Source organism: Hominimerdicola alba, from assembly GCF_900112155.1.
GTDB lineage: Bacteria > Bacillota > Clostridia > Oscillospirales > Ruminococcaceae > Hominimerdicola > Hominimerdicola alba_D.
In genome coordinates this window covers 1-16,446 of the sequence record NZ_FOKQ01000038.1, presented here as the reverse complement: position 1 = coordinate 16,446, position 16,446 = coordinate 1, and the positions used below count along the sequence as shown (strand labels likewise).

The 16,446-nt window shown below is 41.2% G+C and carries 13 protein-coding genes and 2 pseudogenes; 4 read left to right on the top strand and 11 right to left on the bottom strand.

What is annotated here, in order from left to right; all coding sequences use genetic code 11:
- Positions 1 to 76: 76 nt before the first annotated feature.
- The 8 genes and pseudogenes from BM265_RS21115 to BM265_RS15915 all read right to left on the bottom strand — a co-directional run.
- The gene (locus BM265_RS21115; RefSeq protein WP_207646995.1) at positions 77 to 262 is read right to left on the bottom strand and encodes an IS3 family transposase; all 186 of its coding nucleotides are present in this window, start codon (positions 260 to 262) and stop codon (positions 77 to 79) included.
- Positions 234 to 455, bottom strand: a pseudogene (locus tag BM265_RS15945) (hypothetical protein); the annotation flags it as partial. The pseudogene BM265_RS15945 and the gene BM265_RS21115, both read right to left, overlap by 29 nt.
- A 294-nt stretch (positions 456 to 749) precedes the next feature.
- A complete protein-coding gene (locus tag BM265_RS20750) occupies positions 750 to 899 on the bottom strand; it encodes a hypothetical protein (RefSeq protein WP_242940871.1) in 150 nt (49 codons plus the stop codon).
- Between the two features lie 23 nt (positions 900 to 922).
- A complete protein-coding gene (locus BM265_RS15935) occupies positions 923 to 1,240 on the bottom strand; it encodes a low molecular weight protein tyrosine phosphatase family protein (RefSeq protein ID WP_074962990.1) in 318 nt (105 codons plus the stop codon).
- Between the two features lie 9 nt (positions 1,241 to 1,249).
- Entirely contained in the window at positions 1,250 to 2,095 is an 846-nt protein-coding gene (locus BM265_RS15930; RefSeq protein WP_074962989.1) for a GIY-YIG nuclease family protein, read from the bottom strand.
- Positions 2,096 to 2,137: 42 nt separating this feature from the next.
- The gene (locus BM265_RS15925) at positions 2,138 to 3,313 is read right to left on the bottom strand and encodes a hypothetical protein (protein WP_143098752.1); all 1,176 of its coding nucleotides are present in this window, start codon (positions 3,311 to 3,313) and stop codon (positions 2,138 to 2,140) included.
- A gap of 663 nt (positions 3,314 to 3,976) precedes the next feature.
- The gene (locus tag BM265_RS15920) at positions 3,977 to 5,209 is read right to left on the bottom strand and encodes a hypothetical protein (protein WP_143098751.1); all 1,233 of its coding nucleotides are present in this window, start codon (positions 5,207 to 5,209) and stop codon (positions 3,977 to 3,979) included.
- A 205-nt stretch (positions 5,210 to 5,414) separates the two neighbouring features.
- Positions 5,415 to 6,500 (bottom strand): annotated as a pseudogene (locus tag BM265_RS15915) (BspA family leucine-rich repeat surface protein); the annotation flags it as partial.
- A 956-nt stretch (positions 6,501 to 7,456) separates the two neighbouring features.
- On the opposite strand from BM265_RS15915, the gene BM265_RS15910 reads away from it, so the two are divergent.
- Together BM265_RS15910 and BM265_RS15905 are read left to right on the top strand one after the other, a co-directional pair.
- On the top strand, positions 7,457 to 8,158 hold the full coding sequence (locus BM265_RS15910) for a cytidine/deoxycytidylate deaminase family protein (RefSeq protein WP_074962986.1): 702 nt from the start codon (positions 7,457 to 7,459) through the stop codon (positions 8,156 to 8,158).
- A gap of 47 nt (positions 8,159 to 8,205) precedes the next feature.
- Positions 8,206 to 9,747, top strand: a complete 1,542-nt coding sequence (locus BM265_RS15905; protein WP_074962985.1) for a sensor domain-containing diguanylate cyclase — start codon at positions 8,206 to 8,208, stop codon at positions 9,745 to 9,747.
- Between the two features lie 230 nt (positions 9,748 to 9,977).
- Here the strand turns inward: BM265_RS15905 and BM265_RS15900 are convergent, their stop codons facing one another.
- Positions 9,978 to 12,053, bottom strand: coding sequence for a BspA family leucine-rich repeat surface protein (locus tag BM265_RS15900; RefSeq protein ID WP_081358495.1), 2,076 nt, complete (start codon positions 12,051 to 12,053; stop codon positions 9,978 to 9,980).
- A 419-nt stretch (positions 12,054 to 12,472) separates the two neighbouring features.
- Complete coding sequence (locus tag BM265_RS15895) at positions 12,473 to 13,408, bottom strand: hypothetical protein (RefSeq protein ID WP_074962984.1); 936 nt, start codon at positions 13,406 to 13,408, stop codon at positions 12,473 to 12,475.
- Between the two features lie 438 nt (positions 13,409 to 13,846).
- Between BM265_RS15895 and BM265_RS15890 the strand changes: the two genes are divergently transcribed.
- Positions 13,847 to 15,373: a hypothetical protein gene (locus BM265_RS15890; protein WP_074962983.1), complete on the top strand. Its 1,527-nt coding sequence runs from the start codon at positions 13,847 to 13,849 to the stop codon at positions 15,371 to 15,373.
- Between the two features lie 152 nt (positions 15,374 to 15,525).
- Positions 15,526 to 16,002 (top strand): YrhA family protein, encoded by a 477-nt coding sequence (locus BM265_RS15885; RefSeq protein ID WP_278288054.1) that lies wholly within the window; start codon positions 15,526 to 15,528, stop codon positions 16,000 to 16,002.
- 237 nt (positions 16,003 to 16,239) lie between these two features.
- Here the strand turns inward: BM265_RS15885 and BM265_RS15880 are convergent.
- Positions 16,240 to 16,446: transposase (locus tag BM265_RS15880; RefSeq protein ID WP_177219619.1), on the bottom strand; the 207-nt coding region annotated here is incomplete at its 5' end.

Sequence of the window (16,446 nt, the reverse complement as noted above, 5' to 3'; positions counted from 1 at the left end):
TAGTGCTACTGCACTAACTGATAATACGCCCGGAACACTAGAGAATATAGGGGAAGTGTAAGGAGAGTAAGAACTGTCATCCTCCCCAAAAAGTGTTTGCCGCGGCACCCGCCGACCGATCACGCATCATACGCTTCATGGTACTCATAGGTGTCATGCTGCTCAATTTGATCTGGTACCGACCGGTGTTGTAGTATCTGATGTATTCTTCAATCGCTGCGACCAGACTGGCGTTATCCGTAATCTTGTGAAGATAATACATCTCGGACTTCAGGATGCCCCACCAGCCTTGCGATGAGCATTTTGGGATATGCGTCTTTGATAGACAACAGAGGTGATACTTCACGCTGGAAGGTCTTATCATCGGTGATATTATCCGAGACCTGTATATAAAGTTTTTTGTCACGCATTATAGCTACAATATTTTCAAGCACTCTTCCATAATCCATATTCTTTCTTTGAGCCGAAACTCAATTGCTCTTTGCTTAATGACGTTTCGCCTTACGTCATCGCCCGAAGTATGGTATATCACTTTAGGCGGCGCTTGTCAAGTATTTAATAAAGACGCTCTGAAAATCTCGGCAATATCCTTCTCAAACAGCGGAGTCCAGGCGTTTTCGAGGCCCTCGTTCTCTGCAACATGGTGAGCCATTTCATCAATACGGCTTTCGTCAATTCTACGTCTTTAAGGAGCATCGGGATCACGATGGACTCAAAGAAATCATAGGTCGCCTGAATTGCCTTTTCTGCTAGTCAAGCGAACTGTTGATGCCGAACACATTCACGCCGTACTTTACGAAGCGGTGAAGGGTCTTTTCGCTGAGGATATGCTTCATCCAGCGAGGGGTGATTATAGCAAGTCCCTCGCCGTGAGTGATGTCATAATACTCTACTTTCATGGACAAAACCTCCGTAAATAAGATTATAAATATTCACTTACGCTGCTGTCTAGCAAAGCGATAAGTTCCTCGTCCATAAAACCGTATTCATCCGGAATGTTCAGGCAGATGATCTTCTTGCCGGAAAGCGACGAACTGTATTTATCCTTTATTCTGCGATGATGCTTCTTCTCCATACAGAAGATCATGTCAGACCAGCCGATTAGACCTTCGGTGACTTTGACACGGGAATTGTTCTCCGTTCCTGCGGAACGCACCTGATGCCCATTGTATCCATCGAAGTATTTCTCGGCGGTAAGACTGCGGCGTTTATTTTGGCTGCATAGGAATAGTATTTTCATGGTTTTCCTTTAATTGTCATTCATTCCGAATTTCTTGCTTAATAATCTGGCTTTCCACTTGTTTTCAATTTTGACAATGTCTTCTGTAATGATTGTTTTCGGGAGGATTTGCAGTATCGAAAACTGGAAAGCATGGTATCTTTCGGGATAGTAACAGATAAGTTCTTTCATCTTCTTGTTATGCCCGTGATGTGAGTTTACATAGCAGCACCATCTGCCAAATAAGCCATCTTCACCGTAAGCCGAGCCGACATATTGCTTGCCTGTTTCGGTATCAACAATAAGATAGATAGCATTTACTGATTTCAGTGCAACGTGCCACGCTTCGTAGATTTCTTTGTTATCCACGATTTCTTTCAGCTGATCATAGGAAAGCAGAACGTCCTCATATCCCATAAATACTTTCTTCTCATCGGGCATTATTGAGATAATCGGTTTTTCGGTGGTACCTTTCTGATGCCACATACGAGCTGATGTTCCCCAATCAATGGTGAGTTTACCCTCATATTCTTTTAAGATATCTAGTCTTTCAAGATCGTATATAGCATATTTTCCTGTATATGCTTCTATATCAGGCATTCCTTCAGGCATCATATCAGGAGTATCCGAAACACAATCTCCGACTTTGTAAATGGCGTAAAGTTGCGCCAAAGTGCCTTTTCCGCTGATGAATACAACCCAGTAATCATATCCTTTGCTAAAGTCTTTTTTCTGATGACAAGTGTACTCATATATTTTACCTCTATCGGCACATTTCTTGAAACCCTTGTCAGAAAGTGCGTGTCTGATAAGTTTTACTTTCTTTGGATCCAGTCCTACTTTTTTCAATATATCGGAAAAATACAGTATTGCCATGCTATTTGCACCTTTCAAATCTTTTGAATGTCATACCATAATTTATGCTTCCGTGTTTGTGATCTCGGCGGTGCCGTTTATGTAGTCAAACTTAAATTCCGTATCGAACAGCTTCGTCAGATCATCTGTCGTAAGATCCATATAACATGAATCAGAAGGCGAAGACAGTTTTCCACGTAGTTCAATACGAACGCCGTTGCGCTCGGCATAGCTGTCGCTTTCGCTAAAGCGGAAAATGACCTTTTCCTCTCCTTTTGCAAGAGTATAGCTGTTATCGTCGGCAGCTACAGGTTTAAAGCCTGTAAACTCAGCAAATGACGCGATATACGGGAAATCAAGCGTTTCACCATTCTTGTTATCAAATCCGTCGCGAACGTAGTACAGCGTTTCCGTCTTCCCCATATTAATATTATCTTTCGTGTAGTCAGCGCGTATCATAGAGTATTCGGAACTCTTCAGCCTGGCTTTCATCTGGGAAGGACCGTACTTTTCCAGCAGCTCGTCTGGTACACTGACCTCCAGATCACCGTGACGATAGTCGTCAACATATTGCTGTTCAGCAAGATAGACCTGCAGTTCCTCATCATGATCAACAGGTTCGGTGCCGTCCTGATATTCAAATTCCTGCCATAACCAGTGAGTTTCCTCGTTTTTACCGCCCAGACATTCTATCGCGATGACAGGGCGATCGAATTTTACCTTATATTCATCCCCGTCGAAATCAGATACGGCAGGGATACGGTATGAGCTGCTCTCGACCAGTTCGCAGGCAGTCTCTACCACTGTTTGTATCTCCTCAAAACTGTCGGCGACCGCTCCAGTACCGTTGCCGTAATCCTTGTGAGATATCCCCCTCTCGTCGAACAAAGCGTTCACCTCGGGGTGGTCACTGACCCATTTCAAAAGATAATCGCACTCATACTGGTAGTATCTGTTGGCTCCGAAATAATCGTAGTCCAGATGCACACGCTTTACAGTAAATTCCGTACCGTCTGCGCATTTCATGCTGTACTCGCCGTCGCTTTTTCCTTCGGGGGCTTCGATTATCTCCACCGTATTCCCGAGTTTTTCAGACAGCACGTCGGTAAGCTCATTGTCTGAAAGCATTTTGCCGTCAGAACAGCCTGTAAGTAAAACAGCCATCACAGATATCAGTGTAAGTGCCGCAGTGCGGATCATTACATTTACCCCTAAACGATGCTTTTTAAACAGTATCATACTTTTATTCCTTTCACAATGACCAATTAACATAAGGTGTTCGATCTTGATCATCATTCGTGCATCTCGAATCTCTTGAATGATTTTCATCCTTTAAAAAGGTATATACCAATTATATCACACAAAGCACCAACCGTCAAGTCAAATGCCTTAACTGCGCACTTTAAGGCTTATCATCATATAAAAAAGGAATTTCGTAAAACTTCTTGAAAAAGGGTACTGGATAAGTTCGACTCAGAGTTCTCCTGGCTATACTACAGGTTTTTTGAAATTATGCTATAATGTTACTAAAGAAAACAAGAAAGGAAGTTTATTATGAAAAACACAGTATGGACCCGTTTACGGGTAGTAAGAATAAGTAGGTAAAAAAAGACAGCCGCTTAAGCGGCTGCCAGTGATAGTAAATGTGATGCTAAACTTTCGAGCCCCTTTTTAGAAATCTCTAAACGCTGTGTTGAGGCAAGTTTATATTCTGCGTAAACTCAAAAATAGTGCATATATGATAAGACCGATCGTGAAAGCAGTCAGTCAATGAATTTTAATTTTCGAAAATCATCTTTTTTTGAACTGAAGTCACAAAGCGTGGTAAGTATGCTGTCTTGGCAACGGAATGATCATCACTGTGCATACTATCATATATCAGCTTGTTGCTGTCTTCGGATTTCAGTAGGAATACTTAGGTTCGAGGGGCTCAAGCCCTTTTGTATCGACCAGCTTAAAAGATATGTCTGTGTTGAGAATGAACACAGCGTAATCACCAACGATATCCGGACGCATTATAGCGTACCGTTTGGTAGATTCTGCCCATGCAAGTCCCACATCTTCTATATCATGACCTTTCAGCTTTTCAAGAGGATAATAAATGCAGATGATGGTACAGAACCCATTGTCCCTGCTAAGGAAATATCCGCTGCTGATGGGCGACCTGAGATACTCGTCCAGCTTATTATAACTATAATATTCATCAATATTATCAGAATCCTGGATTTCTACCTTATCACAGGTATAAGCATCAGGATCCGAATGTGTGTCGGGAAATGCCCTGAACAGCATATCGTCCTTAGTCTTTACTCCGAAATCACGGTGAACATTCTTTCCATCGTGTATCGTGCGATAGTCGGTGATGTAAGGAGCATACTTCATCTTTCCCAGATCATTGCCGTTAAGCTCCGCCTTTAATTCCTTTGATGCTTCAAAATGTTCCATCGTATCAAACGAATAGAAGTCGGCATCTGCATCTATCTCCGCAAGCATATCGAACAGCTCATGATCATCAAAAACAGTATCAATAACAACAGCCTCAACGGATAAAATTTTGTCTTTCAGTACGCCTTTCAGGTCACTGCCGTCAAAGTGTTCGTCTTTAGCCATATATACACCTCTGTAGCTCCACACTTGATCCTTATTAAAGGTGCCTACAGATATGTTGGCATAAACAGGTTCTCCATTACAGCTTTCGACTATCTGCTGTTCCAGAAGTTCCTCTATCTCGTCTGTATAATAGCTGTCATATCCCTCGGAAGACCGCTCTCTCCATTTTACAACAACACGGAATTCGTGACCGTCACTATCGAGAGTAACGACGTTGTGATCTCGATTTATCCAGCTTTCTTCTCCGTCTTTAAATCTTCTGAGATCATCCAGATCATCATTTGAGAAAGATACAACTTCTGCATCATCTATCGCATACTTATCCCTGACATATTCAAGGGCATTTTCCTCTGCTATCTGATTCTGCAGCTGCCACTGCTTGTTGAACTTGTATCGCTTGTAAGCTTTATATCCGCCGTACGCTGAAAAACCTATGACAGCAATTATTGCAGCAGCGATCAGCTTCTTCCATGATTTTTTTGGCGAATTTTGCTTTTGATCGTTATTTTCTGTAATATCATTCATATTCAAATATACCCTCTTATCTCTGAAACTGTAAATATATAACACGATTATTATACAGCATGGTTAAATAAATGTCAATATGGTTATTTATTTTGCATACCATCATTTCATGACAGAAAACGAGGGCTGTGAACAGCCGCATGAGAGTATGATCTCTCACACGGCAGACACAGCCCTTTAAAAATGCATCATGTCAACACTATTATTATATTTCGGAACCGCCCCATTCAACAACTGTGAAACCTTTTCTTTCAAATGTGGAAAGCTCCTGCGGCTCGATGTCTACAGCCTCTTCAAGAGGTACATATGTCATGAATACGCGCAGCATACTGTCGGGTGTGGGTGTGATGTTCAGCTTTGCGGAATCTGTATACTTATCACTCTGGAAAGAAATGAGATTATACTTGTTGTGCTCCATTCTGGGCAGCCAGTATACGATAAACTCATTCATCTCATCTTCGGTCAGACCCATATAGCTGAGCTTCTCTTTGAGGAAACTCTCGGTATCACTGCCTGCTACACAGAATCCCTTGGAAAGATCAAATTCTGTACGGCAGTTTACAGCGTCCCAGAACAGGTATCTGTGATGAGATCCGTCAGCTTTATTCACAAGTGATCCGTCGGGCTTAGCGACTACATCCCAGCCGTTGTTGTACTTAGGATAGGTAGTGGCAAGATCAGCTTCGGTCAGCTTGACCTCAACATGAACATCTGTCTCCTTTTCAGGGTATAGGTAGATAACAGGCTTGTCTACCGAAGGGAAGAAAACGCTGATTTGCTGTTTCCCGTAATCATTCACGATCTGCACCCAGCCATACTGTCCCTTATATTCTGTAAATACCCAGTTATCGTTATTATTCATAACGCCGAGTTCCGTAAGCATAGTTTGTGCGGGGATCGTTGTAACCTTGCCGTAGCTTGTATCCGGTCCGAGATACAAAGTGATCTCATTGGCAATAACATATAATTCCGCGCCATATTTGGTCTCTTTGTCAGGCTTGACATAGGAATTATTGCCTCTTACGGTAACAGTCACAGCATTATTGATAGCGCTTGTTACATCCCAAGTTCCGTTAACTCTTGCGGCGACAGCTACTTTGTAAGTCTTGCCCGTTGTGAGATTCTTGGGAGAAGTATAGGTAGTGTCAGTTATATTCTGTGTCTGAATTTTCCACTTACCTGCAAGATATACAGCTATACCGTACCTATCAGCGCCTTCTACCTTATCCCATGTAAATCTCACCTGATGGTATTTCTCGCTATATTCAACCTTGATGTTTGTGGGGAAGGTTGTAATGTTTGCGTTATCCTCAACATCCACAGCCTGTGCGGTTATGCTCTGTGTTATAACAGGCGCACCGTAGCTGACAACACCTGCCGTCATACAAAGTGACATTACTACTGCTAATAATTTTTTAATCTGCATAATTATGTCCTCCTAAATCTTCTTGTTGAAAATGATAATATATATCAATATTTCCAAAAATATGATAGCACAGATAATTATCAATGTCAATAATTTCGATACATCTTCTTAATAATTCGTTGCATATTCATAATAGAAGATCATATTAATGTATATTCTTTACAACAGTGAGTATCCACCTGTATGCCCAGCCGTTATAAAATGAAAAAGGCAACGGTTTAAAAACAGGCAAAGCCGGATAGAAAGCAAAATGGATGACTTCATTTATCAATAGTATCTGCTTGTTTAAAAATATAGCTTTTAGTAGCAATTACATTTTCCTGTTTTTAGTAAATATATTACTTGTTGTTATTCATTTGTGCAATATGCACATGATTTGGTTAATATTTTGTGATATATACTATTGACGTTATATATTTAAAATGATATACTATTAGTAAACATAATCATGATGATGTGTCCCTTAGCATGGTAAATAGCTATATCTGGGTTTTTACTTAATATAAATATTTTGTTGTTGGCTAAGCTGTTTCTGGGAATAATTTTGGTTGTTCGTAAAATGGTATAATATGATTATATGTTGAGAAGCTTGCATCGTACCTTAATTACGCAGATAGTTTCTTTGTTGTTTTTGAGTGTTAAAGATCTTATACAGCGATCCAGTTTAAAATTCAGACAAAATTCGGTCTCACAACCCGTATATACGAGCTTTTGTGCCCGTGTTTTGTGAATTTAAATAGTTGTATTGCTATAAGTAGTATAATGCAGATAACTCGTAAAAATAATGCGAGGACAGCTGTGAAAAAAAGGAGGATTTGTGAATGTTTCAGAAATTGTTTAATGTCGCACAAGATATCGCAAGACAAAAACTAAACACCGGTCAATGTACACCGGATGACACAGTTTGCGTAATCTTTGCGGCATCCCAGCGCGTATTCTATGGCGTCAATCATCTTGAAATGCAAAATGGAATGCAGGTGAATGTTCATGCTGAAATTGATGCGATGCAGCATATGATCGCAGGCGGGGAATTCGTTGCTGAGTATCTCCTGCTGATCAATGTTATGTCCATGCAGGCGATGCTCCCATGTGCTAACTGTGCCGGCTATATTATGAGCCAGGCTCCGCTGAATGCAAATTGTCAGATCGTCCTGCCTGATCGCATGATGCCGCTTGCACAGCTTGGCCAGATGAACGGCAATGCCGGATTCAATCAGGGTATGCCAGCAGGCGGCCAGATGTACGGAAATATGCAGTACGGTGCTCAGCCGCAGAACGGGATGAACGGGCAGGCTACGATGTCTGGATATGTAAGTATGCCCTTCCAGCCGCAGAATCCGGCTGTGACATCCAAGTATACCAGCGGCAACGCCAGTGCATATCTCAGCGGCATGATGCGTGCAAAAAAATCCAGCGGCAGCAAGCTGAAAGACAGAGTTAACGGATTGACGAATGCGGGAAAAGATATTGGCAGCGACGAACCGGAAGAGAGCGCACTTATGAAAAAACTATTCAACAAGTAGATCAAGCATCATCACATAAAAATTTATTTTAGAAAGGATTAGATAATATGGCTACGAAGAAAAGAAAACCGAAAAAGCTTTCACCGATTACCTGGATTCTGATCGGTGTTCTGGCAGTCATGGCAATCCTGATTACATTTATGACGGTTTCAGTCAGCCGAATCACTGCAAAAAATGCACAGAGCAATATGCAGACCGTTGCTGCTGAGCGTGCAAAGGTCATCGAGGACTATGTGATCTGGGCGGAAGATACTCTGACAAACTTCAGCCATGCAAGTGATGTCAAAAATCTGCTGCTCAATCCGAATGATACTGAAGCAAAGAATCAGGCACAGAAATATACCTCCGATTTTGCATCTAAGATCGGCGACCTTGAAGGTCTCTACATCGCTGACTGGAATTCAAAAACTCTGACGCACAGCAATCCGGAAACAGTCGGCACGATCATCCGTGAGGGAGAGCGTCTGGATCAGCTCCATAATGCGCTGCTCGCAGCGGGTGATGATACATATACCGCCGGCATACTGATCTCCCCGTCATCCGGCAAGCAGGTCGTTGCGATCTATAGGTGTATTTACAACGGCAGCGAGCCCATCGGCTTTGTTGGTCTTGCTGTACAGTCTGAAAAAACACTGAGTGACCTTGCGGATATGCAGATCTCCGGTCTTGAAAATGCGTCCTATCTGCTGCTCAATACCGAGGATAATGTGTACATATATGCGCCTGATCCTTCGATGGTCGGTCAAGTCTGCGAGTTCCCGGATGTTCAGAATGTCAATGCTTCGATCATTTCAGGCTCGGGAGAATATAAAGGTGTTGGTGAATTCAAGGATGATTATACCGGTACAATGATGCTTTCAACCTATGTTTATCTGGATGAGTACGGCTGGACACTGCTCTTTAATGCGCCTTCTTCGGAAGTTTACAGCATGAGAAACCAGCTCCAGATCTTCATTCTGATCTTTGGCGTTCTGATCCTGCTGCTGGTTGGTATTTTCGGTATCATCAATGCGCACCAGGAGAATGTCAACCGTAAGCTCGGTCTCCAGGTACAGAAAAACGCTGCAACGGAAGAGTCTCTCCAGACAGCGATGTTCCAGGATATCCTGACAGAAGTGTTGAACCGTGTGTCGTTCTCTGTCGATATCGAGAATATCCAGACAGACATCGACCACCCCTGCTACTGCATTATGTTCGATATCAGTGAGCTTGCTGCGATCAATATGCAGTTCGGCAATGATGCAGGCGATGCGGTGCTCACCCGTACTGCACAGGTTTTGAAGGAATCATTCCCTGACGGAAAGATTTACAGAACCGGTGATGACGAATTTGTTATCACGATCCTGAAAAATGACAATTCTCCATTTGCACATAATCAGGTCGTTAATGAGATCATAAAAGCACAGAGCGAATTGATGAAGAAACAGGATATCCCTGACGGCCAGATCGATGTGGCATATAAGATCGCATCCGTGCGTACTGCCGATGAACTTAACACCACGGTTATTGCAGTTCTCAAGGACATGGCAAAAAACAACGGTATCTGCCCTATCGGTCAGTTCCCGTTCCTCGATCTCGATTCGATGTAATTCACAGTTCTCTATTTGCTGATGAGAATATTCAGCTGATTTATAGTATACTTTTACAGTTTGACCGCCCCATTCCGAAAGAGAATGGGGCGGTTGCTTTTTGTAAAACTGTGCAGCTTTCTTCAGTTTGATCAACCTCTATATGAAATAAAAATGGCTGTGACCAGCCGCATGAGAGTATGATCTCTCACACGGCTGACACAGCCCTTTAGTGCATCATGTCAACACTATTATTTTATCTCGGAACCGCCCCATTCAACGACTGTGAAGCCGCTTCTTTCAAATGTGGAAAGCTCCTGCGGTTCGATGTCCACAGCTTCTTCAAGAGATGTATATGTCATGAATACGCGCAGCATACTGTCGGGTTCTGGAGTGATTTTCAGCTTCGCGGTATCTGTATACTTATCACTCTGGAAGGAGATAAGATTATACTTGTTATGCTCCATTTTTGGGAGCCAGTATACGATGAACTCATTCATTTCATCTTCGTTCAGACCCATATAGCTGAGTTTTTCTTTGAGGAAATTCTCGGTATCACTGCCCGCTACACAGAATCCCTTTGAAAAATCAAATTCTGTACGGCAGTTTACAGCGTCCCAGAACAGGTATCTGTGATGAGTGCCGTCAGCCTTGTTCACAAGTGAACCGTCAGGCTTAGCGACTACATCCCAGCCGTTGTTGTACTTAGGATAGGTAGTGGCAAGATCTGCTTCAGTCAGCTCCACCTCAACATGAACGTCTGTCTCATTTTCGGGGTAGAGGTAGATAACAGGCTTAGCAACATATTGAGATCTAATTTGGATCTGTCTTTCGCCAAATTCATTTTCGACCTGTACCCAGCCGTACTGTCCCCTATACTCTGTAAATGCCCAGTTATTGTTATTTTTCATATCGCCGAGTTCCTGAAGGTAAGTTTTTCCGGGGATCGTTGTAACTTTACCGTAGCTTGTATCCGGTCCGAGATACATAGTGATCTCATCGGCAATAACATATAAGTCCGGACAATATTTGAACTCTCTGTCAGGCTTGACATAGGATTTTTTGATGGTACAAGTCACAGCATTTTTGATAGCATTTGCAGTATCCCATTTGCCGTTCACCCTTGCAGCGATAGCTACTTTGTAGGTCATGCCGGTTGTGAGATTCTTGGGAGAAGTGTAAACAGTATCGGTGATATTCTGTGCCTGAACTTTCCACTTGCCTGCAAGATATACAGCTATACCGTACCTGTCAGCACCTTCGACTTTGTTCCATTTAAATCTCACCTGATGGTATTTTTCGCTGTATTCAACCTTGATGTTTATGGGGTAGGTTTCTTCTTCGATAGGTAAGCTCTTGTAGGTGTTCTTGCCGCTGTTTTCGATAACTGCATATTCTTCGTCACCGCTTATAACAGTTTCGGGATCATTAGTATTTACCCAACCTTCACCGTTGGGAAGCTTTGCATCCGCTTTTATGTTCTTGAAATTTTCACCCAGATAAATGGTTTTTAGCTCGGTACAATTATCGAACAGTTTGCCCATATTAGTGATCTTACTTGTATCAAAACTGCTAATATCAATTGTTTTTAGCTTAGAACAATCCTTGAACATCTGGCTAATAGTTGCGTAATTGCTTGTTTCAAAGCCGCTTAAATCGATCGATGTCAAACTTGAACAGTTTTCAAACATGGAATCTAAATACCTAACATTTTTAGTATCAAAGTCCCTCAGGTCAAGAGTTGTCAGGTTGGTACAATCTTTGAACATCTTTCCCATATTTGTGACGTTACTTGTATTAAAACTGCTTATATCAAGTGAGGTCAAGCCTTTACAGCGACTGAACATATAGTCCATATTTGTAACTTTTCTTGTATAAAAACTGCTCAGGTCAAGCGAAGTCAGGCTGTAACAGCCGTAGAACATACTGTTCATATCTGTAACATTGTATGTGTCAAAATTGCTAAGATCCAGAGCATTCAAATTTTCACAGAGCGCAAACATACCAGACATATTTGTAACATTACTTGTATCCGCATTTGAAAGATCTATGGAAGTACAATTACGAAAACACGCAAACAGATCATGGCTATTTTTAGGAAAAACTGTTCCTTTTTCAGCTACAATGGCTTTTACATTAAGATTATAACTATAACTTAATCCACGTAAAGCATCTCCGTCAATCTCGCCGCTGAGTGTAAGCACGCCTGTCTCTTCATCAAATGAATAACACTCAGCCTCGGCAACAGCTTCTGCCTGTGCTGTGATAGTCTGTGTGATAACAGGCGCACCATAGCTTACAACACCTGCTGTCAAACAAAGCGACATCACTACTGCCAAAATTTATTTTCATCTGCATAATTATTTCCTCCTTAATTAACTCAATTAAATGCAGTTTATATAAATTATAATACCATTGTTAATTAAAATTGTCAATAGTTATCTTACATTTTTTATTTAATTGTCAATTATTATTCTCATCAGTTATCTTTCTGCTGATGTGATCTATTCTAAATCTTCATCAAATGGCAAGATCTCACATTTTTTGTTACATTTTAACTGCATTTTAGGCAGTCCAAAGATCACACAAACAATTCAGCCCGAATTTGTTGATCTCACGAAATGTGATTATACCAAATTCGGGCTTTTTTATTTACATATCAAGGAAAGTAAGTGAAATGATACCGGGACAGGATCATTTATTACTTGACGTTTAAAAACTGATCAAGTTGGGATTAAGCGTTTGATCAAATATCTACTCTGATCCACTGAGCATTTTCGAGCTTATTGGTTTCGGCAGAAGCTTTTGCTATGTATTCGTTCCATTTTGCCTGAGCTTCATCACCGTGGAGCGCATTAGGATCATCTTTAGCTCTTTCACTTATCTGATAGTCCCACATTGTTCCTTCGTACAGCGTGTAATACATGATGGGAAGCTGACTGGGATCAGGTTCATCAGAATCCGTCACAAGATTTGCTTCTACCGTCAAAGACTGTGTAGAATGATCATAACGGTAGATCTCTGCTTCATGGAGATTTGCTCCGCCGGATCCGTCTGAGTGGAAATATGGACCGCCAATGTATTTAGTGCGTGATCTTGTCCAGCTTGAAGCAAGATTCTTAAAATCACCGTTTGGAGTGATAACAACAAAGCCTTTACACGTATAGATTTTTTCGCCTTCACTGTCAGTATATTCATCACCAATAAAAAGTTCATACTCACCATCATTGTCAATGTCAATGAAAGTATAGCTGAAACCCTTGGAACAGAGATCAAGAGATACACGTGTAGATTCACTGTCAGTATTCTCAGGGCCTTCATAATACATGGAGCCTTCACGTATAGCTTCAGAAAGACCTTCAATAAAGGGATCAAATCTGTCATCAGTAACAGGTGGAATGTTTTCTACTGTTTCTGCTTCGGAATCTTCGTCCTTTGCTGATTCAGCAGTGGATTCTGTGGTTGGTTCGGCTTCGGAAACAGTTGTAACAGCTGTCGTTTCCACAGCGGATTCAACTGCTTCTGAATCGGATGACTCTTCTGTGACTGTTTCAGATGCTGTTGTTTCTGCTGCATCATTCTGAACGGCAGTATCTTTAACTTCGCCGCAGGCAGAAAATACTACAGGTATAAGTGAAGCCATAAACAGAGCAGTCACTCTTCCGGATAAATTATTTTTCAATTTAATTGGCCTTCTTTCAATAAATATAAAATGCCATGTTTTGGTAACACGACCTTATATACTTTATCATACACCGTATCAAATGTCAATGCTCTATTTGTGAAATCAGCACTTTCTTTATAAAATTTACTTTTGCAGCCGAATTTACACATAAAACATACTATTATATAAGGTATATCAACTTTTTGAAATGTTGATATTTACAGCAATTTGGCACCACTTGACAATAATTGGTATCAATAATATTATAACAATTTAGATTTGTGCGAAATATCCATAATTTCATTATGTAATAAAATACTGTTGATACCCTGTGACGATTATTATTTTAAATCGTTGACTATGAATTTTACGTGTGGTATAATTTCTTTTGTTAAACAACAAAGGCTGTATAATACTTCAGCCTGATAAATTGACCTGAAACAGGAGGAATACAAAATGAACAAAAACGGCAGAAAGCTGGCAATACTGCTGGCAGCACTTATGGCTGTAAGTATGACAGCCTGCAGCAACAGCAATGATGATAGTAAGACCGAGACAGATACAACTACTACCACTGCTGCAACTACAACAGCTGCGGATGAGACCACTACTGATGAAGAGCCTGCAGAGGAAACTCCCGAAGAGAAAGACTCCGAGATCACTGCACAGGAGGATATCCAGTTCGATCCTGCAGATTTCAAAAAGGCTGAACTCAAAACAGCACAGCTCAAGGAAGTTGCAAAGTTCTCCAGCAAGGATATCGATTTCTGGGGCGATACAGACAGCCTGATCTATTCCAAGGTAGATGATAAAACTATAGCTTGCTGTAACTATAAGGGTGAAAAGCTCGTTGATGGCAAGGCTTTTAATGTTGAGAAACTCGATCATACAGATCTTTACACATACTCTGTAGAAAAGGACGGTATGATCTACTCCGGTCTTATCGATGCAGAGGGTAATATAGTACAGGCTGCTGATAATGGTGTTGGTCTTTACAAATCCCTCAACGATCATTTCGTTATAGCTTTCTTCCCCGAGGCTGAGACCGACAATGAGGACGAAGCTATCTACTACGTTACCGCAACTCAGTTCTCAATTAAGGTAAATGATGGAGATGTTCTCTACAAGGGCAAGGTGAAGGTATACGATATCGAAAGCAAAAAGTACCTTGAGAACACTACTGTTACTACATCTCCAAACTACAGTGCATATGGTGATCTCGTAAGCTTCTATGACGACGATAAGAACAGAGTATGGGTAAACTCTGAGGATAAGGTACTTGAACTTGGATACGATTATAATACTGTAGGCAGCAATATGCTCGTAGCTCAGACAGAAGATGGCAGAATTGTATACGACCATGAGCTCAACCCTCTGTTCAGTACAAAGTATACGATCTCCGAAATGTCTTCCACTGAGGATTTCTTCATGCTGTACGATGGTGATACCAAAAAGGCTGGTATCATGTACAAGAATGGTGCCATAGTCCTCGAACCTAAATATGGCAATATTACATATGCAGGCAACGGTTTCTTCACTTATACAAACGGTGAATACGGAGACAAAGTAGGTCTGCTTGCTCTCGACGGCACAGAGATAACCAAGGAAGACTATAAGTCCATCAGAGACTTTGATATACCCGGTTACTTCAACGCTGCAAAGGATAATGGCAAGACCGATATCATCGACGAAACAGGTAAGGTGATCGTAGCTGATGATGACTACGGTTTCAGTGAAGAAGCAAACTATGTCAAGGACGGTTCTGATTACGTTCACATGGTATGGGAAAAGAATGAGCCTACCCTGAAGATGGCTTCCGGCACATACATCGGTCATAATATGTTATTCGACTATCATGGAAAAACTTTATATGATCAGGTAACAGGCAAAAAGCTTTTTGAAGATATCGATAAGGCACACATGGCATACGGCTATCTCATCCTTACAAAGGGCGATAATTCAACAGTTTATTCGGTTGAATAACACAGTTAAATCAGGCGGATTAAGCTTAAAGTAAAAAGAGCTTAGCTGACTACGCAATGGTGAGCTAAGCTTTTGTTTTTACTAAATCTATTCACCTTGACTTTTTATTATATAGTAGAGTATAATAATAGTACAGGCATGGCTTCGGGACGATAAGTGAGTCATCTGAAAGTCTAAATGAGGTGAATAATATGTATACAGATTTTCTTTCCAAACTCCCCGATGCGGCGACATATGAAAAGCTTTCACAGGAGAAGATCAGCAATACAGAACAGGAGTTTTATTCTTTATTTAATGTTGAATTTCCAAAAGATTACATTGAGCTGCTGCATTTCACAAATGGACTGTCATTTGACGGGCAAAGTATTTGCGGGGTGTATGATGAAAAGTTCCTTGCCGATCACCCTCGAAAAAAGAGTATGGATATCCTGCGGTTCAATTCGTCTTTCAGGGATCTAACGGATATAACTGATTACATCATGCTTGGAAAGTCTGGTATTGATTATATAGTTTATAATATCGGGGAAAAGAAATTTCAAATTCTCAGTAATGGAACAATGGAGTGCTTCGGAACGTTTGATTCGTTTCTTGATCTGCTGTATGCATTCTTTGAAGTTGAGAGACAGTAACGGACGATCATGGAGTTGAATGACATTTGGAATTTATTGCAAGGATAAACGAAGCTTTCAAACCGGATATAGATTATATAACTGCAAAAGGGGGTGTTGCAATCGCAGCACCCTCTAACCATATCCGAACATCAGAGTAAAAAAACATATTAACTGGTGAAATAAGCTGTTTCAGAGCGCACACCCCCAAGCCCTCTTCAAAAAAGAGGACTCGGGGGTGTTATGTTCTGCTGGTTTTTATGCCGTTTTCAGTTCAAAAAGAGAAATTCCAAGTCGGTTTTCTGAGATCTTAGCAAAAAGCTTCTTTATGTTGTATGCAAGTCCCAACAAAAGGAACTCAGTTCTGATGTTGTTTTTGCCCCTGCACAGGAATCTTCTGAAGCCATGATCCTGTTTCAGCACTCCGAATACGCCTTCAGCCTGTATGCTTCGGTTCATTCTGAG